At 63.5% G+C, this 21,558-nt stretch carries 18 protein-coding genes and 3 pseudogenes; 13 read left to right on the top strand and 8 right to left on the bottom strand.

Features of this window, described 5'->3' with window-relative positions:
• Window positions 1-182: 182 nt before the first annotated feature.
• The 3 genes and pseudogenes from ACTGJ9_RS33010 to ACTGJ9_RS33020 all read right to left on the bottom strand — a co-directional run bounded on the left by ACTGJ9_RS33010 (window position 183) and on the right by ACTGJ9_RS33020 (window position 4,370).
• Window positions 183-2,294, bottom strand: a complete 2,112-nt coding sequence (locus ACTGJ9_RS33010) for a TRAP transporter large permease (RefSeq protein ID WP_456678705.1) — start codon at window positions 2,292-2,294, stop codon at window positions 183-185.
• Window positions 2,295-2,383: 89 nt separating this feature from the next.
• A pseudogene (locus tag ACTGJ9_RS33015) lies at window positions 2,384-3,401 on the bottom strand (DctP family TRAP transporter solute-binding subunit).
• A gap of 198 nt (window positions 3,402-3,599) precedes the next feature.
• On the bottom strand, window positions 3,600-4,370 hold the full coding sequence (locus tag ACTGJ9_RS33020; protein ID WP_456674455.1) for a methyltransferase domain-containing protein: 771 nt from the start codon (window positions 4,368-4,370) through the stop codon (window positions 3,600-3,602).
• Window positions 4,371-4,515: 145 nt separating this feature from the next.
• Between ACTGJ9_RS33020 and ACTGJ9_RS33025 the strand changes: the two genes are divergently transcribed.
• Both ACTGJ9_RS33025 and arr read left to right on the top strand, forming a co-directional pair.
• Window positions 4,516-5,259: an SDR family NAD(P)-dependent oxidoreductase gene (locus ACTGJ9_RS33025; protein ID WP_456674456.1), complete on the top strand. Its 744-nt coding sequence runs from the start codon at window positions 4,516-4,518 to the stop codon at window positions 5,257-5,259.
• Between the two features lie 155 nt (window positions 5,260-5,414).
• Window positions 5,415-5,828 (top strand): NAD(+)--rifampin ADP-ribosyltransferase, encoded by a 414-nt coding sequence (gene arr, locus ACTGJ9_RS33030; RefSeq protein WP_456674457.1) that lies wholly within the window; start codon window positions 5,415-5,417, stop codon window positions 5,826-5,828.
• On the opposite strand, the pseudogene ACTGJ9_RS33035 reads toward arr, so the two are convergent.
• A pseudogene (locus tag ACTGJ9_RS33035) lies at window positions 5,825-5,977 on the bottom strand (helix-turn-helix domain-containing protein); the annotation flags it as partial. The gene arr and the pseudogene ACTGJ9_RS33035 overlap by 4 nt on opposite strands.
• Window positions 5,978-6,205: 228 nt before the next feature.
• Window positions 6,206-6,370, bottom strand: a complete 165-nt coding sequence (locus ACTGJ9_RS33040; protein ID WP_456674458.1) for a hypothetical protein — start codon at window positions 6,368-6,370, stop codon at window positions 6,206-6,208.
• Between the two features lie 393 nt (window positions 6,371-6,763).
• On the opposite strand from ACTGJ9_RS33040, the gene ACTGJ9_RS33045 reads away from it, so the two are divergent.
• Window positions 6,764-8,152 (top strand): MFS transporter, encoded by a 1,389-nt coding sequence (locus ACTGJ9_RS33045; protein ID WP_456674459.1) that lies wholly within the window; start codon window positions 6,764-6,766, stop codon window positions 8,150-8,152.
• A gap of 7 nt (window positions 8,153-8,159) precedes the next feature.
• Here ACTGJ9_RS33045 and ACTGJ9_RS33050 read toward each other — a convergent pair whose 3' ends face one another.
• The 3 genes from ACTGJ9_RS33050 to ACTGJ9_RS33060 all read right to left on the bottom strand — a co-directional run bounded on the left by ACTGJ9_RS33050 (window position 8,160) and on the right by ACTGJ9_RS33060 (window position 12,145).
• Entirely contained in the window at window positions 8,160-9,494 is a 1,335-nt protein-coding gene (locus tag ACTGJ9_RS33050) for a hypothetical protein (protein WP_456674460.1), read from the bottom strand.
• Window positions 9,461-10,354, bottom strand: a complete 894-nt coding sequence (locus tag ACTGJ9_RS33055) for a hypothetical protein (protein WP_456674461.1) — start codon at window positions 10,352-10,354, stop codon at window positions 9,461-9,463. Before ACTGJ9_RS33055 ends, ACTGJ9_RS33050 begins: the two co-directional genes overlap by 34 nt.
• A 171-nt stretch (window positions 10,355-10,525) precedes the next feature.
• Entirely contained in the window at window positions 10,526-12,145 is a 1,620-nt protein-coding gene (locus tag ACTGJ9_RS33060) for a B12-binding domain-containing radical SAM protein (RefSeq protein WP_456674462.1), read from the bottom strand.
• Window positions 12,146-12,403: 258 nt separating this feature from the next.
• Here ACTGJ9_RS33060 and ACTGJ9_RS33065 point away from each other — a divergent pair, with 258 nt between their 5' ends.
• The 10 genes and pseudogenes from ACTGJ9_RS33065 to ACTGJ9_RS33110 all read left to right on the top strand — a co-directional run bounded on the left by ACTGJ9_RS33065 (window position 12,404) and on the right by ACTGJ9_RS33110 (window position 21,549).
• Window positions 12,404-12,853, top strand: a complete 450-nt coding sequence (locus ACTGJ9_RS33065) for a (2Fe-2S)-binding protein (RefSeq protein ID WP_456674463.1) — start codon at window positions 12,404-12,406, stop codon at window positions 12,851-12,853.
• Between the two features lie 11 nt (window positions 12,854-12,864).
• On the top strand, window positions 12,865-15,051 hold the full coding sequence (locus ACTGJ9_RS33070; RefSeq protein WP_456674464.1) for a molybdopterin cofactor-binding domain-containing protein: 2,187 nt from the start codon (window positions 12,865-12,867) through the stop codon (window positions 15,049-15,051).
• Between the two features lie 42 nt (window positions 15,052-15,093).
• The gene (locus tag ACTGJ9_RS33075; RefSeq protein WP_456678706.1) at window positions 15,094-16,377 is read left to right on the top strand and encodes an FCSD flavin-binding domain-containing protein; all 1,284 of its coding nucleotides are present in this window, start codon (window positions 15,094-15,096) and stop codon (window positions 16,375-16,377) included.
• On the top strand, window positions 16,370-16,819 hold the full coding sequence (soxX, locus tag ACTGJ9_RS33080; protein WP_456674465.1) for a sulfur oxidation c-type cytochrome SoxX: 450 nt from the start codon (window positions 16,370-16,372) through the stop codon (window positions 16,817-16,819). The genes ACTGJ9_RS33075 and soxX overlap by 8 nt, the downstream gene beginning before the upstream one ends.
• 8 nt (window positions 16,820-16,827) lie before the next feature.
• Window positions 16,828-17,286: a SoxY-related AACIE arm protein gene (locus tag ACTGJ9_RS33085; RefSeq protein ID WP_456674466.1), complete on the top strand. Its 459-nt coding sequence runs from the start codon at window positions 16,828-16,830 to the stop codon at window positions 17,284-17,286.
• Window positions 17,286-17,603 (top strand): thiosulfate oxidation carrier complex protein SoxZ, encoded by a 318-nt coding sequence (gene soxZ / locus ACTGJ9_RS33090; protein WP_456674467.1) that lies wholly within the window; start codon window positions 17,286-17,288, stop codon window positions 17,601-17,603. The genes ACTGJ9_RS33085 and soxZ overlap by 1 nt, the downstream gene beginning before the upstream one ends.
• A 151-nt stretch (window positions 17,604-17,754) precedes the next feature.
• Window positions 17,755-18,377 (top strand): annotated as a pseudogene (gene soxA, locus ACTGJ9_RS33095) (sulfur oxidation c-type cytochrome SoxA).
• 75 nt (window positions 18,378-18,452) lie between these two features.
• Entirely contained in the window at window positions 18,453-19,778 is a 1,326-nt protein-coding gene (locus tag ACTGJ9_RS33100; protein WP_456674468.1) for an ABC transporter substrate-binding protein, read from the top strand.
• Window positions 19,775-20,713, top strand: a complete 939-nt coding sequence (locus ACTGJ9_RS33105; RefSeq protein WP_456674469.1) for a carbohydrate ABC transporter permease — start codon at window positions 19,775-19,777, stop codon at window positions 20,711-20,713. The genes ACTGJ9_RS33100 and ACTGJ9_RS33105 overlap by 4 nt, the downstream gene beginning before the upstream one ends.
• Window positions 20,710-21,549, top strand: a complete 840-nt coding sequence (locus ACTGJ9_RS33110) for a carbohydrate ABC transporter permease (protein ID WP_456674470.1) — start codon at window positions 20,710-20,712, stop codon at window positions 21,547-21,549. The genes ACTGJ9_RS33105 and ACTGJ9_RS33110 overlap by 4 nt, the downstream gene beginning before the upstream one ends.
• Window positions 21,550-21,558 lie beyond the last annotated feature (9 nt).

The following is a 21,558-nucleotide window of genomic DNA, read 5'->3' on the forward strand; positions in this document are numbered from 1 at the left end:
TGCATCCTCCCGGCCTGCCGCGCGGCATCTAACCGCATTTTGCGGTCGATTGCCATCTTGGGGAGGGCGATGTCACGAGCGCAGGCGCCTCTTCCCTTCTCCCCTTGTGGGAGAAGGTGGCGCGAAGCGCCGGATGAGGGGTTCTTGCTGCTCGCAAAACTGTTCGTAAGGATAGATACCCCTCACCCGGCTTCGCTTGCGCGAAGCCACCCTCTCCCACAGGGGAGAGGGTGCACCGTCTGCGCGGCTTGCGCCTCAGTGCATCCGAGCACCCGCGGCAGCCACAGCGTCAGATCGGGCCAATAGGTCACGATGACGAGGAAGCCGAGCATGGTCAGCAGCCACGGCATCACCGCGCCCGCCAGATCGGTGATGCGCATTCGCGCGATCATCGATGCGACGTAGAGGTTCAAGCCGACAGGCGGATGGCAGAGGCCGACCTCCATGTTGACGTCCATGACGATGCCGAAATGGACGAGGTCGATGCCGAGCTTCTTGGCGGCCGGCGCCAGGATCGGCGCCATGATCAGGATGATCGAGTTCGGCTCCATGAAATTGCCGGCGAGAAGCAACAGCACGTTGACGACCAGCAGGAAACCGACCCAGCCGAGGTTCTGCGCGGCAATCCAGTCGGCCAGGGTCGCCGGCAGGTTCTCGTTGGAGAGCACGAAGGAGAACAGCACCGCGTTGGTGACGATATAGAGCAGCATCGCGCTGGTGTTGGCGGCGCGCAGCAGCACCCGCGGCACGTCGGCCATCTTGATGGCTTTGTAGACGAATACGGCGATGATGAAGGAATAAACCGCCGCCATGGCGGCCGCTTCGGTGGCGGTGAACAGGCCGCTATAGATGCCGCCGATGATGATGACGACGAGCATCAGGCCCCAGATGCTCTCGCGGAAGGCGTGGAGGGTCTCGCCCCAGGTCGCCTTCTTCATCCGGGGATAGTCGCGCTTGCGTGCGAGCCACCAGGTGACGATGCAGAGCATCGTCGTCAGCAACATGCCGGGCAGCAGACCGGCGACGAACAGCGCGCCGATCGAGGTGTTGGTCGAGACCGCATAGACGATCTTCGGGATCGAGGGCAGCATCAATATGCCGAGCGAGCCGGCGACGGTGATGATGCCGGCGCCGAAGCGCATGGGATAGCCATGGCGGACCATCTCGGGCAGCACGATGGCGCCGATCGCGGCGACGGTCGCCACGCTCGAGCCGCACACCAGCGCGAACATCGCGCAGGCGACGATGCCGGCGAGCCCCAGTCCGCCATGCCAATGGCCGATCAACGAGGTCGCGAAATTGATCATGCGGCGCGCGACGCCGCCATGGGTCAGGAAATTTCCGGCGAGGATGAAGAACGGGATCGCCATGATCTCGAAGCCTTCGATGCCCGTGAAGAGCTTCATCGAGACGGCTTCGATCGGCACTGTCGTCAGCGTGAACAGGAACGTCATCACGGTGAGGCCGAGCGCGATCGAGACCGGAATGCCTGTCAGCATCAGCGCGATCAGCAACGCGAACACAGTCGCCGCGCGCAACCAGTGCGGCAGCACGATGAAGCCGGTCTTCTCGCCAAGGCAGAGCGCGAAGATCAGGATCGGCGCCATGATCAGGATCACGCCGAGCGGCGAGACTTTTCGGGAAGCCGCCCTCGTTGCGGCGCCGGCGGGCTGCGGATGCAGCGCCGGCGAGATGTCGGTTTCCACGCCCTCGACACGGGTCTCGTCATGATGCGGCAACTCGCCGGTCCAGCAATAGAACCAGGAGACCTGGAGGAAGCGGAAGCACATCAACCCGGAGCCGAGCGGGATCGCCAGGTAGACGAACCACATCGGCGCTTCCAGATCGTTGGATTGCTGGCCGGTCTTGAACATCTCGGTGACGAACGAGGCGCCGAAGGCGGCGATCATGCCGGTGAACAGTGCGCCGCAGAGCAGCGAGAACAGGATCACGTGCTTGCGCGAATGCTCGGGCAGGCGGTTGACGAGCAGATCGACGCCGACATGGATGCCGGTGCGCACGCCATAGGCCGCGCCGAACTTCGCCATCCAGATGAACATGTAGATGCAGAGTTCCTGCGCCCAGGACAGATCGAGCTCGGACAGGAAGGTGAACACCGCCATCGACAGCGACGCGAGCCAGGTCATCCCGTGCGCGGCCGCCCATCGCGAGAACACGATCGATTCGCCCGCGCCATAACGGTGCACGACGGCGATGAAGATCAGGCCGGTTGCAGCCGCAATGAGCGTCGCGATCAACCATTCTTCGAGATGATTGAGCCCCTGGTTCAGCACGCGAAGCAAATCAAAGTCCCCCTATCGATGCGAAACGGTCGGGAGTGCATACACTCCCGACCGTTGGTCTTACTTTCCCGGAAAACGCGTCAGTTCATCTTGACGTCGAGTTCCTTGGCGAGGAGATCGAGCACGTCCTGCCCGACCCGGCCTTTAGCCCATTTGTAAGTCGGCTGCATCGCCTCCTGCCAGGACTTGCGATCGGCGTCTGTGAGATAGTGCAGCGTGGTCTTGCCCGTCTTCTTGATCTCGGCCAGCGCGTCCTCGTTCTCCTGGCGCGCGATCGAGTTGGTGTAGTCGGTCGCCTCCGCCATCGCCTTGTCGAGCTGAGCGCGGATATCGGGCGGCAGGCCGGACCAGAATTTTGAATTCACGATCACGGCGTATTGCAGATGGGCGTGATAGGACACGGTGATGTCCTTCTGCACCTCGTAGAATTTCTGCGTCAGATAGTTCGATGCCGTATTCTCGCAGCCGTCGACCACGCCGGTCTGCAAGGCCTGATAGACTTCCGAGAATGCCATGATCTGTGGGATCGAACCCATCAGGCGGAAATACTGGTCCGCGATCTTCGATCCGGAGATGCGGAATTTCAGCCCCTTGAAATCTTCCGGCTTCGTCAGCGGACGATTCGACGACACCATGTGGAAGCCGTTGTCCCAATAGGCGAGACCGGTGATGCCCTTGGCCTCCAGCTTCTGGAACAGCCATTTGCCGACCGTGCCCTTCATCGCGTTGGAATAGGTCTCGTCGTCCTTGAACAGCCAGGGCAGGTCGAGCGCCTCGAATTCCTTGATGCCGAGCGGCGCGAATTTCGCGGTCGATGGTGCGAGCATCTGCACCGAGCCGAGCTGCAGCGCCTCGATCTCCTCCTTGTCCTTGTAGAGCGAGGAGTTCGGATAGACTTCGATCTTGACCTTGCCGTCGGTGTACTTCTCGGCGAGCTCCTTGAACTTGAGCGCGCCCTTCCCCTTCGGGGTGTCGTTGGCGACGACGTGGCTGAACTTGATGATGATCGGGCTCTGGGCCTGGGCAAGCCGAGTCCGAAGACAAGACAGGGGCCAAAGCGAACGCGGCCGCAGCGACCGCAAAGAGCAGTTTGCGCATGAAGAACCTCCCCAACAACCTCGGAAACCGGGTGTTTTTTGTTTTACGGTTTCAGTAGTGGCAGCAATCCGTACCCCGAACAACTAGACCTAAGCCCAATTTGCCGCAGCGAAGCTATCTTGACGGCGGCCGCATGCGCAACCCGGCGCCCGCTCCGGTCCCCGGCGGCGAGCGCTTATGTCGCATCGCCGAAGGGCATTAACCCTTGCGCTGGGCGACCATGAACAGCCGCCGGAACGGGAATAGCGTCTGCCCCGCTTCGTTCTTGGGATAGGCCTTCGCCACTCGCATCCCATAGGCCGCTTCGAACGCGGCCTTCTCGTCGCCCTCGAGCACATCGAGATAGCGCGTCAGCCAGGTGCCCTTGGTCCATTCCTTCACGGGATTGTCGCCTTCGAGAACCTGGAGATATTCGGTCTCCCAGATGTCGATGTTTTGCGACAGCGGCGCGAGCACATCGTGATAGAAGGCCGCCGCCTCCACCGGCGGCGGCGTCACGAGGTGCTCGACCGTTGACCGCCAGGGCCCATTCAGGGCGGTCTCGCCGATCAGCACGTGCGACGGCGCCAGGAAGTTGCGCGGCATTTGCACTGCAAGCATGCCGCCGGGCGCAACCTTCTCCATGACCGACGGGAAGAGAGCCGCATGATTGGGCAGCCAGTGCAGTGCGGCATTGGAATAGACGACGTCATATTGCCTGGCGGGGCGCCAATGACCGAGGTCCTCATGTGACCATTCCACGTCGGGCGCGGCTTTGCGCCCCGCAGCGACCATCTCGGCCGAGCCCTCGACGCCGGTCACCGCCGCGGACGGCCAGCGCTCCCTGATCAGCTTGGTGACATTGCCGGCGCCGGCACCGAGGTCAGCGACCTCGCGCGGACCGAAATCCGGAATCCGCATCAACAGGTCCACCGCGGGCCGAAGCCGGTGGCCGGAAAATTTCAGATATTGCTGCGGATCCCAAACCATAACCTGCGCCTTTTCTTTTTCGTATTTCCTTCGTGGTCGCCCTTGGTTACCACTGCTCGTCCCGGTCGGGCAAATCGCCGCAGCCGGGACGGGGCAGGACACGAACGGCAAACGAACGACAAAAGCAAACAAGAGAGCTGTGACCATGGACCTCGGGTTGAAATCGAAAACCGCTGTCGTCACCGGAGCGAGCATCGGCATCGGCCGCGCCATCGCCAAGGGCCTGGCGGCCGAAGGCGTGCGCGTCGTCGGCGTCGCGCGCCGGACCGACCTGCTCGCCGAGCTCGTGAAGGAAGTCGGCGGAAGCCTGATCACGCCATTCGAGCAGGACGTGATGGCCAAGGACGCGGCGGAGAAGATCGCAGCCTTCGCGCTGAAGGAGCTCGGCCATGTCGACATCCTCATCAACAATGCCGGCGGCAGCCGCCCCCTGCCGGTCGATGCGCCCGACAGTCAATGGGACGAGGCGATCGCGCTGAATTTCACCAGCTACCGCCGCATCGCGCATGCGTTGCTGCCGCAGATGATCGAGCGCAAATGGGGCCGCATCGTCAACATCACCGGCAAGTCCGAGCCCGAAGGGCTCAACGCCGCCTTCGCGGCGAAGGCTGCCGTGCACGCCTGGGCCAAGGGCCTGTCGCGCGAGATCGGCGAGCACGGCATCACCATCAACTGCATCCCGCCCGGCCGCATCATGAGCGAGCAGATCCGCCGCAACTATCCGCCGGATTACCGCGAGCGTTTTGCCGAGGAAGAGATTCCGGTCGGCTACTGGGGCGAGCCGGAAGACCTCGCGGCGCTCGCGGTGTTCTTGGCCTCGCCGGTCGCGCGCTACATCACGGGGACGGTGATCCCGGTGGATGGCGGCTTGAGACGGTATCAGTTCTAAGCCTTGCCATCGCGGCATCCGCATCGTCATTGCGAGCGCAGCGAAGCAATCCAGAGTCTTTCCGCAGGTCGCAGTCTGGATTGCTTCGCTGCGCTCGCAACGACGGAATGCATGTCCCGCATCCCTGCCGCTGTACCGAATTCCAGGATCGCCTGATGTCATCTGCCGCAACCATGTTCGCGCAATCGTTCTTCCACGGCACGCGCGCCGAATTGAAGCCCGGCGATCTCATTGTCGTCGGCCATCAATCCAACTTCACCGACGTCAGACCGCTGTCCTGGGTCTATTTCGCGGCCACGCTGGATGCAGCGATCTGGGGCGCCGAGCTCGCCGCAGGCACGGCACCAGGACGCATTTATGTCGTGGAGCCGACCGGACCGATCATGGACGATCCGAACGTGACGGATAAGAAATTTCCGGGCAATCCGACGCTATCCTATCGCTCCCGCGATCCGCTGCGGGTGATTGCCGAAGTGACGCGGTGGCAAGGCCATGCGCCCGAACGGCTGCAGCAGATGAAAGACAATGTCGCCCGCCTGAAGGGGGACGGCGGCAACATCATCGACTAGAGCGGCGAACTCGAACGCAGATCAGCTGTCCCGGCCTGCGTTCCCAGCGCATCGCGCCGCCATGCACCCGGGCTCACGCCTGTCATCGCGGAGAAAACCCGCGTGAAATGACTCTGGTTGGCAAAGCCGGCCGAAATCGCAACGTCGGCGCGACCGGCAAGACAATTTTTCCAGAACGCACCCGGTGTGTCGTTACGGTCGCTTGGCCCTCCGGTCGAACGCACTCAGCATGGCAAGCGTCACGGCGGTGATGCCGGTCTAGATGGTCGGCTTCGGGCACCGGTGCAAACAGCGGGAATGGTTGCCGGGAAGCGGCGTTCCGCTCTTGTTGGCCGCCGCCCATGCATCCGGCTCATACACGTCGATATTGAGCATCATCAACGGCACGCCGGACCGCCGAATTCGGAGATGGTCGGACCGTCGCCGTTCTTGTAGAGCGCGACCAGCCCGGTCCTGCCGACCTTATCGAGCTCCGCTCGCGCCGGTGGCGCGACCATGCCGACCAACGTAAGAGCGGCGAGCAAGGACTTTGCAAACTGCATGGTCTGACCTCCCTGCGTTTTTTCGCTCACCCAGCCGGGCCGTCGCCATGATGACATCGTGCCGGTGTTTTGCCCGACGTGTCAACTTCGGCGGAGCGCCGAAGGTCGGTCCGGAGCAGAATGAAAAATCCGTTGTCCGGGCCTTCTACTGTGCATGGGGTTGTTTTCGACTTTCTGGTTCGAGCCCCGACAGAAAAAACAAGAAGGCGCGTGCCGCTCCAGCCGCAGATCAAACTGGAAGCGCTCGGAGGCCGTGCCCAACACGGCGCGCAGGCTCATCGCCTGACCTTCGCGCATACAATGCATGCAAGCATATGTCTGTGGAAGCAGCCTCGCGCGTAGTACATGCCACAACGACCATTCGAGCCCCGCTGTCGGAGAACGCGCAAGGCAATGACAATCACGTTACCTGCCGCTGCGCGCGCGCCCGATCGTCCCGTTGCCGATGGCCTGCCGGCCGCGCAGCGCCGCTGGGCGATTGCCGCGATCTTCACCGCGCTGGCGATGGCCTCGCTCGACACCGCGATCGCCAACATCGCGCTGCCCGCCATCGCCACCGATCTGCATGTCAGCCCGGAGCAGTCGGTCTGGGTGGTCAACGTCTACCAGATCGCGCTGGTGGCGACACTGCTGCCACTCGGCGCGCTGGGCGAGATCGTCGGGCACCAGCGCATCTATCTCGGCGGCCTCGTGCTGTTCACCATCGCCTCGCTGTTCTGCGCCGTCGCCTGGTCGCTGGATAGCCTGCTGGTCGCGCGCACGCTGCAAGGCCTGGGTGCGAGCGGCATCATGAGCGTCAACACCGCGCTGGTCCGCTTCGTCTATCCCGGCCGGATGCAGGGCCGCGGCTTCGGCCACAACGCGCTGGTGGTCGCCACCGCCTTCACGTTCGGGCCCTCGATTGCATCTGCGATCCTTGCGGTCGGTCCGTGGCCGTGGCTGTTCGCCGTCAACATCCCGTTCGGCCTCGTCGCAATCGGCATCGGCTTTGCGATGCTGCCGAAGACGCCGCGCGCCGATCATGGCTTTGATTTCATCGGCGCGCTTCTCGCCGCCATCTGCCTCGGCCTGTTCATCACCGGCATCGGCAGCGCCGCGCATAATCTGTCACCGGTCATCGTCGCCATCGAGCTGGTCACGGCGCTCGCGCTGGGATTCATCCTGACGCGCCGCCACGCCGACCATCCCGCGCCGATGCTGCCGATCGACCTGTTCAGCCGGCCGATGTTCGCGCTGTCGGCGGCGACCGCTGTCTGCTCCTTCGCGGTGCAGGGCCTCGCCTTCGTCTCGCTGCCGTTCTATTTCGAGGACGTGCTCGGCCGCTCGCAGGTCGAGACAGGCTTCTTCATGACGCCGTGGCCGCTGGTGGTCGGCATCATGGCGCCGATCGCGGGACGCCTCTCCGATCGCCACCCGGTCGGCCTGTTGGGCGGCATCGGCCTGATCCTGCTCGGCCTCGGCATGGCGCTGCTCGCGCTGCTTCCGGCGAACCCAGGCATTCCCGACATCGTCTGGCGGATCATGATCTGCGGCATGGGCTTCGGCTTCTTCCAGGCGCCGAACATGAAGGCGATCATGGGAAGTGCGCCACCACACCGCGGCGGTAGCGCCTCAGGCATCGTCGCCACCGCGCGTTTGACGGGACAGACGACCGGCGCGGCGCTCGCCGCGGCCTGCTTTGCGCTCGCCGGTCACAACGGCGCCACCGTCGCACTGGCGTTAGGTGCAGGCTTTGCCGCACTCGGCAGCGTGATGAGCTTCTTGCGGCTGGCGGTGAAGTAGGCCGGCCCTATTGCGCCTTCTGGGCGATCGGCCGACTCACGATCGCTGCCGTGTCGAGCGGCTCGCATGTAGTCGTCCGCCTCAGCTTCGGCGGACCGTCCCAGCCCGCGGTGTCGCTCAGGGGCTTATACGAACCGTCCTGCGGCGCCAGAATGATCGGCTCCGATTTCAGGCAGGCATCGGGAAACGCGATGCCGTGTTCGGCGCCCTTCGAGAAATGCCCGACCAGCATCTGCGATCCCTGCATCCGCGCCGCCGGCGAGGCCCGCATCGAACGATCGGGATCGAACGCGCGATAGCACGGCCAGTCGGTATGACCCGGTGCGAACTCATAGGTGATCCTGCAAGCCACGCCGGCCGATCTCTCGAACGGCGCATCCGAAGGCGCCGCGGCATCGCGCTCGAACACCAGGGTCTGCAACGTCAGTGATTCCGTCGTCGCGTCCGGCGAGACGGGCTTGCCGGGATCGATCGCGATTTCACCGCGCGAAAATACCAGCATGGTTCTGGGCTGGGCGTCCCTGGTCTCCAGCACCATCAGGGGTCTTGCGGCCCAGGAGCGATCCAGCTCCACGTCATCGCCGTCCATCGTCAATCGCACGTTGCCGAGAGCCGGATCGTCCTTGGCGAAGTCGATCACGCGGAGACGCACGGTCGCTTTCGATGCCTCCAGGCTGAGGAAGCGCAGATCGTCGACCTTGCGCGTGATCGGCATCATCGGATCGAAGCGATCGTCGATATTGAACCGGACGATCTTCTTCAGCTTGGCCGCGGCGGGTCCCTTGGGCGTGGCCGGCGGCGCGACATCGATCACGAGCAGCGCGCCACCCGGTGAATAGGTATCGCCGAACGCGCGCTGCCAGATCGCCGTCAGCGGCGAACTCGTTCGCTGGTCGACGTCCCGCGCGAATACGATCTGCTGTCCGGGACGAATGACCGGAAAGTTCTGGAATGCGCCGAGCGCTGCGCCGTCGCCGACAGCTTCTCCGGTGAAGTTGATGCATCTGGAGCGGTCGTCATTGCCGGATCGTTCAACCGGCCTGGATGCCGAACGCGAACAGAAGCTGAGATCGTTGTCGACCGTCTTTTGCGGACTGATGGCCGTCGCGTAGATGGGCTCCGGCGCGCCTGGAATTTCCATCGGCAGCGGGGAGGTCGCGAACATGTCGACCTCCACCATGGTCAGCAACGACTGGGCGTCCTTTGAGCACAGATCCCGCTGCGGCAGCGTGTTGGTGAGAAGCCGCGCGGCGTCGGCGCCGACGATGCATGACATGGTGTCCTGCGGATTGTTCCGGCTCATCCAGATCAGATGATCCTTGCCCTTGCTGTCGACCAGCAAATGCGGTGCCGCATCTGGCGGCGCGGCGGCAGCCAGATCGGGACGGTTTCCGACAGCATCGGCTCGCGCTTGAGCAGCGCCTCCGGCAATTTCGCCACGCCCACCGAACGCAGCTCGGCGTCGACGTTGTTCGGATCCTGCGTGGATGCGAATACAGGCAACTTTCCGCAAGTCATGCAGGTGACGGCGACGTCTGATCGCACGTTGTCGAAGGACAGAATGACCTGATCCGGGTCGTTGCGATATTTGGCGGGATCGACAGCCTTGAACGGGTGATCCACGACGCGGCTGGCCTGGAAGCCATGTGAGCGGAACGGATCGGATTCGAACTCGAAATAGGTCGATCGATCCCAGCCGCGAAAGGCGTCATATCCGCCCATGCTGACGCCTGCCAGCACCATCTTCGAATCGGTCTGGCAGCGCGTCGCGTTGCCGGTCCCGCTGCCGTTGCGGATATAGGTACAGAGCCGGAACGCCGCATTTTGCAGGATGCGATCGCAATCGTTCTGGTTATAGCCGTAGGTCGCGAGGCCATGGCGATAGCAGAGATCGTGAAAGACGCAGGCCTGCCGGAAGCGCTGCAGGACGAGGTGACGCCTGCCCTTGTCGTCCCTGCTTCCGTCGAACAAGATGTTGGCCACCGCGGGAAGGCTGCAGTTCAGTCCCTCGCCGCTGCCGCCGATCGTGCTGACGACCTCCGGCCCCGATTCAAACGAGGCGACGGTGGCGGGCATCTCCCCATCGGTGATATCGTCGACATTCTTGTAGAGGGAGTCTGCGACGAACGCCGGCAGATAATTCAAGATCAGAAAGACCGCGACGATCGCCGCGATCGACCAGCCGACCACCTTCCTGGACATGCCGCACTCCGCTAGAGCAATTCTCGTCGCAATATGGTCGATAGGCCCGGAAATTGGCGGGCGTCGCCGCGATCGATGGCGCGCCGGTGTTAGCCTGAGGACGATCGCCTCCAGGTTGTCTCGCTGTCAAGCGAGGGGCTCACAATCGCAGCCCTGAATTTTGGGAGGATGTCAGGCCAGATTTCGCGCGACGGTCTCGCCGTCAGCAACGACCGGAACCGGCATTTGCTCATCCAGCGCGGCGAGGCGCCCGTCGATGGCATCGATGACCTTGCGCGAGAACGGTCCCAGATGCGCATAGGCCGCGATCATCTGTACCGCGATGCGCGCCGAGGAGGTGTCGCGCTTGGCGCAATTCATGAAGGTCTGCCACAGCGGTCCCCGCGCCTCGGGAAGGGCTGTGACCACCTTGTGCACCGTCTCCATCGCCCCGATCCTGGCGCGAATGTCACCCACGGCCAGCTCGGAGCGCTGCCTTGACCGGTCGAGCAGCGTCATCAGGCGATCAACACGCCTTGCATAGGCCGCCGGGCTGTAGATGTGCTCCAGCACCCGCTTGTAATCCGTCAGAATGTCGCGCAACGGGCGCACCGGATCGAAGTTGATCCCCGCGGTGCACTGATCGGCGCCAATGGTCGGCGCGATATCGTGGCCGGCGTGCAGCCGGCCTTCGCGCTCGAGGCGCCGCGTCAGCTGCGTGTTCGGCAACGCATAGAGCAGGCCCACCATGGCGACGGGAATCGCGGCCTCCTCGATGAAATCGATCATCGCGTCCGCCATCGAGACCTTCTCGTTATCGAAGCCGACGATGAAGCCCGCGGTGACCAGCATGCCGGCCGCGTAGATCTTGTGGATGCTCTCGGCGATGTTGCGCCGCGTGTTCTGCTTCTTCCGCATCGCGACCAGGGTCGCAGGATCCGGACTTTCGATGCCGACGAAGATGCCGAAGAAATTGGCCGCCCCCATGAGGTCGAGCAACTCCTGATCGTCGGCGAGGTTGACCGAGGCTTCCGTGGAGAGTTCGAACGGGTAGCCGTGCGCGCGCTGCCATTCGGCGAGCCGGGGCAGGAACTGGCGCAGCGACTTCTTGTTGCCGATGAAGTTGTCATCGACGAAATCGAGATGGCCGCGGTAGCCCATCTGATAGAGTCGCTCGAGCTCGACGAACATCTGATCGGTCGTCTTGGTCCGCGGCACGCGGCCGTAGAGCTCGATAATGTCGCAGAACTCGCAGGTGAACGGACAGCCGCGCGAATACTGCACACCGAGATAGAGGTAGTCCTCGAATTTGAGCAGGTCGAAGCGCGGCACCGGCGTCTTGGTGACGTCGGCCTGGAATTTCGGCGCCGTGAAAGTGCCGGAACGCGCGCCACCCTCCCAGGCCGCGATGAACTCGTCGATCACACTCTCGGCCTCGCCGAGCACCCGAAAATCTGCGCTCGCATACACATGAGGGCTCGACGTCGGATCGGGCCCGCCGACCACCACCGGTTTGCCCGCCGCGCGACATTTGTCGATCAACAGCAGCGTATCGGCCTGCTGCGGCAACATGCCGCCGGTGAAGACCACGTCGGCCCAGGCAAGATCGTCGTCCCCGAAGGCTTGCGTGTTGCAGTCGATGAGCCGCACCGTCCAGCTCTCCGGCAACATCGCCGCAACGGTGATCAGGCCCAGAGGCGCAGCCGGCCGCCGGACACCCATCAGCTTACAGGACTCGCCAAAACTCCAGAACGACTCCGCCGTGAACTGCGGATAGAGCATGAGCACGTTGCAAGGACGCGATACGTTCATGGAACCCCTTTTGCTTCGCCCGAGTGTAGCATGGCGTCGACGCCTTGCACCCCAACAAAACGAACAAACTGTCGCTTGTACAGACGTCGCCCCAGACCACCTCCACTGGCGCACGGGTAACACCGACCGGTCCATAATCTTCCCGCGACGGCCAGAATCTTCATAGGCCCCTCAGACTATTGATTTGAACAGTTCCAGTTTGCCGGACACATTGCGCCCCTGAGTCCATCGGTGGATGGACCAATCAGGGGACTTGCGATGGCAGACCTAACAATAAACGGAAAAACCCTCACGCTCGACGTCGAGCCGGACACTCCGCTGCTCTGGGCGATCCGCGAAAATGCCGGGTTGACCGGCACCAAATATGGCTGTGGCATTGCACAATGCGGCGCCTGCACCGTGCACATGGACGGTGTCGCCACCCGCTCTTGCGGGATCTCGGTCGCCGAGGCCGAGGGCAAAAAGATCACCACGATTGAGGGGCTCGCCTCGGGCGGCACGCTGCACAAGGTGCAGCAGGCCTGGATCGCCAAGGACGTTCCGCAATGCGGCTATTGCCAGAGCGGCATGATCATGGCCGTGGCGGCGCTCCTGAGCGAGAAGCCGAAGCCGACCGACGCCGACATCGACGAGGCCATCACCAATATCTGCCGCTGCGGCACCTTCCAGCAGGTGCGCGAGGCGATCCACACGATCGCAAGCGCCTGAGGAGCCGGCACATGAACAAGCACGTCTCTCCCAAGATGAACCGCCGCGCCTTCGTCATCGGCACCGCCGCCGTCGGCACGGGCCTCGCTATCGGCCTTGACATCCCCTTCGGCGGCCCCGCCGTGGTCCGCGCCGCCGACGGCTCGCCCGAGGTCAACGCCTGGGTCGTGATCAGACCCGATGACACCGTGGTGATCCGCATCGCCCGCTCCGAGATGGGCCAGGGCTCGCTCACCGGCCTCGCCCAGCTCGTCGCCGAGGAGCTCGAATGCGACTGGTCGAAGGTCACGACCGAATATCCGACGCCCGGCCAGAGCGTCGCCCGAAAGCGCGTCTGGGGCGATTTCTCGACCGGTGGCAGCCGCGGCATCCGGAGCTCGCAGGACTATGTCCGCAAGGGCGGCGCCACTGCGCGCATGATGCTGATCCAGGCCGCCGCCGACGAGTGGAAGGTGCCGGTCTCCGAATGCACCGTCGCCAAGGGCGTCATCACGCATATTGCATCGGGCAAGACGACGACCTACGGCAAGGTCGCCGAAGCCGCGGCGAAGCTGAGGCCGCCCGCGGAGGTCAAGCTCAAGGACCCAAAGGACTGGACCATCGCAGGCAAGGGCCTGCTGCGGCTTGACACGGCAGACAAGACCACCGGCACGATGGTCTACGGCATCGACATCAAGCTGCCGGGCATGCTGAACGCCGCGATCAAGGATTGCCCCGTGTTCGGCGGCAAGGTGAAGAGCTTCGACGAAGCCAAGGTCGCCGGCATGAAAGGCGTCAAGAAGGTCGTCAAGGTCGGCGATTCCGCGGTTGCGGTCGTTGCCGACACCTGGTGGCACGCCAAGACCGCGCTGGAAGCGCTGCCGATCGTCTGGGACGAGGGCGACAACGCAAAGGTCTCGAGCGAGACGATTGCGAAGTGGCTGGCCGAGGGTCTCGACGACGCACAGCCGGCCTATGTCGGCAACAAGAATGGTGACGTGAAGGCGGCAATTGCCGGCGCCGCGAAGAAGGTCGAGGCCGTCTACAACTATCCCTACCAGAACCACGCGACGATGGAGCCGATGAACGCCACCGCGCTCTACACCGCGGACAAATGCGAGGTCTGGTGCGGCACGCAAAACGGTGAGGCGGCCTTCGCCGCAGTGCTGGAAGCCTCGGGCCTGCCGGCGGAGAAGTGCGACGTGCACAAGGTGATGCTCGGCGGCGGCTTCGGCCGGCGCGGCATGACGGACTATGTCCGCCAGGCCGTCGCGATCGCCAAGCAGATGCCGGGCACGCCGATCAAGCTGTTGTGGTCGCGCGAAGAGGACATGACGCACGGCAGGTATCATCCGGTCACCCAGTGCAAGATGACCGGCGCGTTCGATGCCGACAACAATCTGGTCGCGCTGCACTACCGCCTCTCCGGGCAGTCGATCCTGTTCTCGCTGCGGCCTGAAGCGCTGCAGAACGGCATGGATCCGGCCGCCTTCCAGGGCGTCGCGCAATCCGGCGAAGCCGCGATCGGCTACTCGGTGCCAAACCTCCTGATCGAGCATTCAATGCGCAACCCGCATGTTCCGCCCGGCTTCTGGCGCGGCGTGAATGTCAATCACAATGCGATCTACATGGAATGCTTCATGGACGAGCTCGCCCATGCCGCAGGCCAGGACCCGCTCGAGTTCCGCCGCAAGCTGATGGGCAAGAATCCCAAGCATCTGGCGGTGCTCAATGCCGTGGCCGAGAAGATCGGCTGGACCACGCCGGCACCGCAGGGCGTCTATCGCGGCATCGCGCAGGTGATGGGCTATGGCAGCTATGTCGCCGGCGCCGCCGAAATCTCGGTGACCGATGGCAGCAAGATCAAGGTGCATCGCATCGTCGCCTCCACCGATCCCGGCTATGTCGTCAATCCGGCGCAGGTGGAGCGGCAGATCGCGGGCTCCTTCGTTTTTGGCCTCTCGGCGCTGTTCTACGGCGGTTGCACCGTCAAGGACGGCCGCATCGAGCAAACCAACTTCGACACCTTCAACTCGATGCGCATCAACGAGATGCCGAAGGTGGAATCGGTGATGGTGCCGAGCGGCGGATTCTGGGGCGGTGTCGGCGAGCCGACCATCGGTGTTGCGGCGCCTGCGGTTCTCAACGCCTACTTCGCGGCGACCGGCAAGCGCATCCGCTCGGTGCCGCTGCGCGACCAGAACATCAGCTTCGCGTAAGAGGCCGCGGCGGTCATAGTGACCGTCGCGGCACTTGCCTGGATGATCCGCATGACCACGCGACCGATGACACGGCGAACTGCCGTGCTCGGCATCACCGCTGCAACCGCGACATTGGCGCGGCCGTCGGTCTTGCGGGCGCAATCGACCAGCCGCGTCGTCGTGGTCGGTGGCGGCTTCGCCGGCGCTGCCTGCGCCCGTGCGCTCAAGCGCGCGCAAGGGGACTTGCAAGTCATCCTAATCGAACCCAATGCGGTCTTCACCTCCTGCCCCTTCAGCAACGAAGTGATCGCGGGCCTGCGCGACATCGAAGCGCAGCAGTTCGACTACGACAATCTGGCTGCTGAGGGCATCACCGTGATCGGCCAGACCGTGGCAACCATCGAGCCGCAGCTGCGCAGCGTCGTGACGGCCGATGGCGTCGCCCTGCCCTATGACCGCCTTGTGCTCTCGCCCGGCATCGACTTCCACTTCGAAGCCCTGCCCGGCTACGACGAGGCCGCATCGGAAAAGATGCCGCACGCCTGGAAAGCCGGCGCGCAGACGCTTTTACTGCGCAGGCAGTTGGAGGCAATGGACGATGGTGGCACGGTCGCCATCGCGATTCCCGCCAATCCCTCGCGCTGTCCGCCGGCTCCTTACGAGCGCGCCAGCTTGATCGCGCATTATTTGAAGACGCGGAAGCCGCGCTCGAAAGTGCTGATCCTCGATGCCAAGGACAATTTCTCGCAGCAGCGGCTGTTCGAGAAGGCATGGAAAGAGCTCTACGGCGACATGATCGAACGTATCGGCCTGTCGCAAGGCGGCCGCGTGACCTCGGTCGATCCCGCGACCAAAACCATCATCACCGAGTTCGGCAACTACGCGCCCGACGTCGCCAACGTCATCCCGCCGCAGCGCGCCGGGCACATTGCCGAGTTCGCGGGCGCAACTGACGCCACCGGCTGGTGCCCGATCGATCCTGTCAGCTTCGAGTCAAAGCTCGTCAAAAACCTCCATGTCATTGGCGACGCCTGCCTCGGCGGCGGCATTCCCAAATCGGCATCGGCCGCGAACGCACAGGGCAAGGCCTGCGCTGCAGCCATCATCAATTTGCTCGCCGGCCGCGCGCCGGAGGCGCCACGGCTGACTGGCGTCTGCTACAACACCGTCGCCCCCGGCTACGGCTTCTCGCTCGCCGGGAATTACCAACCGAACGGCGACATCTTCGCTGAGGTCGAAGGGGGCGCGACGAGTCCGGTCGATGCGCCGCGCGAACTGCGCGCCCGCGAGGCGGCCGAGGCCGAGCGCTGGTTTCAAACCATCATGGCGGATACTTTTGGCTAGATCGACGGTCCACATCGTTGCGCTGATCGCCAGCCTCGCGCTCGTCTCCAACACGAGCGCCGAGAGCCTCGCGCCCTACAAAATTGTCGGCGATGGCATCGCGGAATCGCTCACAGGTCTCCCTGGCGATCCCGCGCGCGGACGCGCGCTGATGCTGGCACGCACGACGGCCTGCATCCTCTGCCATTCCGGCCCGTTCCCGGAAACGCGGTTCCAGGGCGACCTCGCGCCTGATCTCAGCGGCACCGGGAACCGCTGGACAGTGAGCCAGTTGCGGCTTCGGATCGTTGACGCCTCGCGCTTCAACCCGGACACCATCATGCCGTCCTACTATCGTGCAGACGGCCTCGTCCGCGTCGGACGCAATTTCACCGGCAAGCCGATATTGTCGGCTGCGGAGATCGAGGACATCGTGGCCTATCTTGCAACACTTCGGAACTAGGACTGGTCATGCCAACGACGCGACGGCAATTTCTGGGCTTGGCTGGCAGTGTCACGGTCATTCCGATCGTGACACCACGGCCGGTCGAAGCAACGCCGGCGATGCTCAACATTGCCATCCGGAACATCGTCGGCGAAGCGCCAATTCGCACCGGCAAGGTCAAGCTCGACATTCCGCCTCTGGTCGAGAACGGCAACACGGTGCCGATGACGGTCAGCGTCGCGAGCCCGATGACGGCGGACGACTATGTCAAGAGCATCCACGTCTTCAACGAGAAGAACCCGCAGCCGAACATCGGCAACTTTTATCTGAACGCTTCTTCCGGCCGCGCCCAAATCTCGACGCGGATCCGGCTCGCCGATACCCAGAAGGTGGTCGCGATCGCACGTCTCTCCGACGATAGCTTTTGGCAGGTCACCGCCGATGTGGTCGTGACGCTGGCCGCCTGCACCGAGGAGCTGAACTGATGGCCGCCCTCATCAACGTTCCCGCGAAGGCCAAACGCGGCGACATCATCGAGATCCGCACGCTGACCTCGCACATCATGGAAACCGGCTTTCGCCACACCATGGACGGTGCGCTGGTGCCGCGCGACATCATCACGAGCTTCACCTGCCGCTACAATGGCGCCGAGATTTTCCGCGCCGATCTGTTTCCGGCCATCGCCGCCAATCCCTATTTGTCCTTCTGCACGGTCGCCAGGGAGAGCGGCAAGTTCGAGTTCGAATGGATCGGCGACAACGGCTATTCGTCCACCGCATCAGCATCGATCACGGTCGAATGAATTTTTGGCGCGCGATAGTGCTGGCGGCGCTTGTCGTCACGGCCCCCGCCCTGCTCGCCGGCGAAATCCGCCCGATGCGCGCCGCTCCGGCTATTCCTTCATGGGCCCCGATACCCGCGCCATGCAGGATGACGACAGCTCCAATCCGGGCATGCTGTTCGTGCTCGACGGCGAGGCGCTATGGACGAAGAAGGCGGGCAGCGCGGACAAGGCGTGCGCGGACTGCCATGGCGATGCGCGAAGCAGCATGAAGGGCGTCGCGGCCCGCTATCCGCTTTCGACAAGGCGCTCGCGCGCCCGGTCACGCTCGACCAGCGCATCAATCTCTGCCGCACCAATCATCAGCAGGCAACACCACTACCCTACGAGAGCCGCGATATCCTGGCGCTGTCCGCCTTCGTTGCCCACCAATCGCGCGGTGTCGCAATCAGCGCAAGCGATGATCCACAACTCAAACCTTTCGTCGAACGCGGCCGCAATCTCTTTATGCAGCGCGAAGGTCAGCTCAACCTGGCCTGCACGAACTGCCATGACGACAACTTTGAGAAGCGCCTCGCGGGCTCGCCGATCACGCAAGCGCAGCCGACCGGCTATCCTCTCTATCGGCTGGAATGGCAGACTCTTGGATCGCTGGAGCGGCGCCTGCGCAGCTGCATGACCGGCGTCCGCGCTCAGGCCTATGATTACGGCGCGCCCGAGCTGGTCGCCCTCGAGCTCTATCTGATGGCGCGAGCACACGGAATGCCGATGGAAACGCCAGCGGTGCGACCGTAACGCCCAGATTAGGGCTAGGCAGGCGTGGAACGGTCGCTACTATCCCCCCAAATTGAGTCACAGGGAGGAATTAAAGTGGTTGACCACAAAATCTCGCGCCGTACGCTTTTGACCGGCACTGCCGCAGCTGGCGCGCTCAGCCTGACGGGATTGCCAGCGCGCGCCGAGGTGAACTGGAAGAAATATGCCGGGACCAAGCTCGAGGTCATCCTCGCCAAGGGACCGCGCGGCGATAACCTGCAAAAGTACGTCAAGGAATTCACCGAGCTCACCGGTATCCAGGTCGAATCCGAGCAGATTCCCGAGCAGCAGCAGCGCCAGAAGGTCGTGATCGAGCTGACCTCGGGACGACCGAGCTTCGATGTCGTGCATCTCAGCTATCACGTCCAGAAGCGCCAATTCGAGAAGGCGGGCTGGCTCGCCGACATGACGCCCTATTTGAAGGACCCGACGCTGACGGCGCCGGACCTCGTCGAGAGCGATTTCTCGGCGGCTGGCTTGCAATACGCCAGGAACGACAAGGGCCAGATGCTGTCGTTGCCCTGGTCGGTCGACTATTTCATCCTCTATTACAACAAGGAGCTGTTCGAGAAGAAGGGCGTCGCCGTCCCCAAGACCCTCGACGAGATGGCGGCGGCCGCAGAGAAGCTCACTGATGCCAAGGAAGGGATCTTTGGCTTTGTCGGGCGCGGCCTGCGCAATGCCAACATGGCGATGTGGAGCAACTTCTTCCTCAATTATGGCGGCGAATTCCTCGATGCCAAAGGCAACATCCTGACCGATGGTCCGGAAGCCATTGCCGCGACCAAGCTGTACCAGAGGCTGCTGACCAAATCGGCACCTCCCGGCGTCGCCGGCTTCAACTGGATGGAGTCGATGGCGTCCTTCACGCAAGGCCGGTCCGCGATGTGGATCGATGGCGTCGGCTGGGCGCCGCCGCTGGAGGATCCGGCCGCCTCGCGCGTCGTCGGCAAGGTCGGCTACACCGTCGTGCCCGCCGGTCCCAAGGGACAATATTCCTCGACGTATGGCGACGGCATCGGCATTGCCGCGGCGAGCAAGAACAAGGAAGCTGCCTATCTGCTCTGCCAATGGGTGGTCTCGAAGACGCAAGGCGCGCGGCTGCTGCAGGCTGGTGGCGGCGTCCCGTTCCGCAACTCGATCCTTGGCGACGCCGAGGTCCAGAAGGGCGTGAAGATGCCCAAGGAGTGGCTGCAGTCGGTGATTGATTCCGGCAAGATCAGCAAGCTGGGTCTTCCCGTCGTGATCCCCGTCGCCGAATTCCGCGACATCGTCGGCGCGGCGGTCACTGCGACCCTGTCCGGCGCCGATCCCGCAGCCGAACTGAAGAAGGCCAACGATCAGTACCGGCCGATCCTGGAGCGTAGCGAAAAGGCGTGAGTGCGTTGACACAATCGACTCCGGGCGCGGCACGGTCTGATGCCGCGCCGGAGAAGGAATTGCGGCCGCCGTCCTATTGGCCGTTCGTGCTGCCGGCCCTGGTGATCGTGCTCGCCATCATCATTTTCCCGTGGGTCTTCACCATCTGGATGAGCCTGAACGAGTGGAAGGTCGGGTCGTCGACCACCTTCGTCGGGTTCTCCAACTATCTGCGCCTGACCAGCGATCCTCGCTTCATCGAGGCGATCGGACATACGCTGGTCTACACCGTCCTGTCAGTGGTGCTGCCGCTCGTGTTCGGCACATTCGCGGCCGTGGTGTTTCACCAGAAATTCGCCGGCCGCGGCTTCCTGCGCGGCGTCTTCATCATGCCGATGATGGCAACGCCGGTGGCGATTGCGCTGGTCTGGACCATGATGTTCCACCCGCAGCTCGGCGTGCTGAACTATCTGCTGTCCCTGGTCGGGATCCCACCGCAGCTCTGGGTGTTTCACCCGGCAACGGTGATCCCCTCGCTCGTGCTGGTCGAGACCTGGCAATGGACACCGCTGGTGATGCTGATCGTGCTCGGCGGCCTCGCTGCGATCCCGACCGAGCCTTACGAGAGTGCGCAGATCGACGGCGCGAACCTGTGGCAGATGTTCCGCTTCATCACCCTGCCGCTGATCATGCCATTCCTGTTCATCGCCGGCATGATCCGCATGATCGACGCCGTGAAGAGCTTTGACATCATCTTCGCGATCACGCAGGGCGGACCCGGCTCGGCGTCGGAGACGATCAACATCTATCTCTACAGCGTCGCCTTCTCTTATTACGACCTCGGCTACGGCTCGGCGATCGCGGTCGTGTTCTTCCTGCTGATTGTCCTGCTTGCAGCGGTGATGCTCTACGCCCGCCAGCGCATGCTGTGGACCGAGATCGCGAGCGACGCATGACTTCAAGTCAATTCAACATGCGTCAAATCATCGGCAAGATCAGCCTGTGGTTCGCGGTGCTCGTCATCGTGTCGCCGGCGATCCTGTTCTTCCTCTGGATGGTGTCACTCTCGCTGAAATTCGAGGTCGACAACGCCGCCTACCCGCCGGTCTTCATCCCCGAGCATTTCGCCTGGAAGAACTATGCCGACGTGGTCGCCTCCAACCGCTTCGTGACCTATTTTTTCAACAGCCTGATCGTGACCGGGAGCGCGACGGCGCTCGCGCTGATCGTCGGCGTCCCTGCCGGTTACGGCATCGCGCGCATGGCCGCGCATAAATCCGCGATCGTGATCCTGATCGCCCGCATCACGCCCGGCCTGTCCTACCTCATCCCGCTGTTCCTGCTGTTCCAGTGGCTGGGACTGCTCGGCACGCTGGTGCCCCAGATCATCATTCATCTCGTGGTGACGGTACCGATCGTGATCTGGATCATGATCGGCTATTTCGAAACCACGCCGCTGGAGCTGGAGGAAGCCGCGCTGATCGATGGCGCGACGCGCTGGCAGGTGTTCCGCCACGTCGCGCTGCCGATCGCCAAGCCCGGCATCGCGGTCGCCTTCATCCTCGCTGTGATCTTCTCCTGGAACAATTTTGTGTTCGGCATCGTGCTGGCGGGACGCGAGACCCGCACCCTGCCCGTCGCCGTCTACAACATGATCTCGTTCGACCAGCTGAGCTGGGGACCGCTCGCCGCAGCTGCGCTGATCGTCACCCTCCCGGTGTTGCTGCTCACGGTATTCGCCCAGCGACAGATCGTGGCCGGGCTCACAGCGGGTGCCGTGAAGGGCGGATGATCCCTGCTC

The sequence above is a fragment of the Bradyrhizobium sp. RDM12 genome, from assembly GCF_051917485.1.
GTDB lineage: Bacteria > Pseudomonadota > Alphaproteobacteria > Rhizobiales > Xanthobacteraceae > Bradyrhizobium.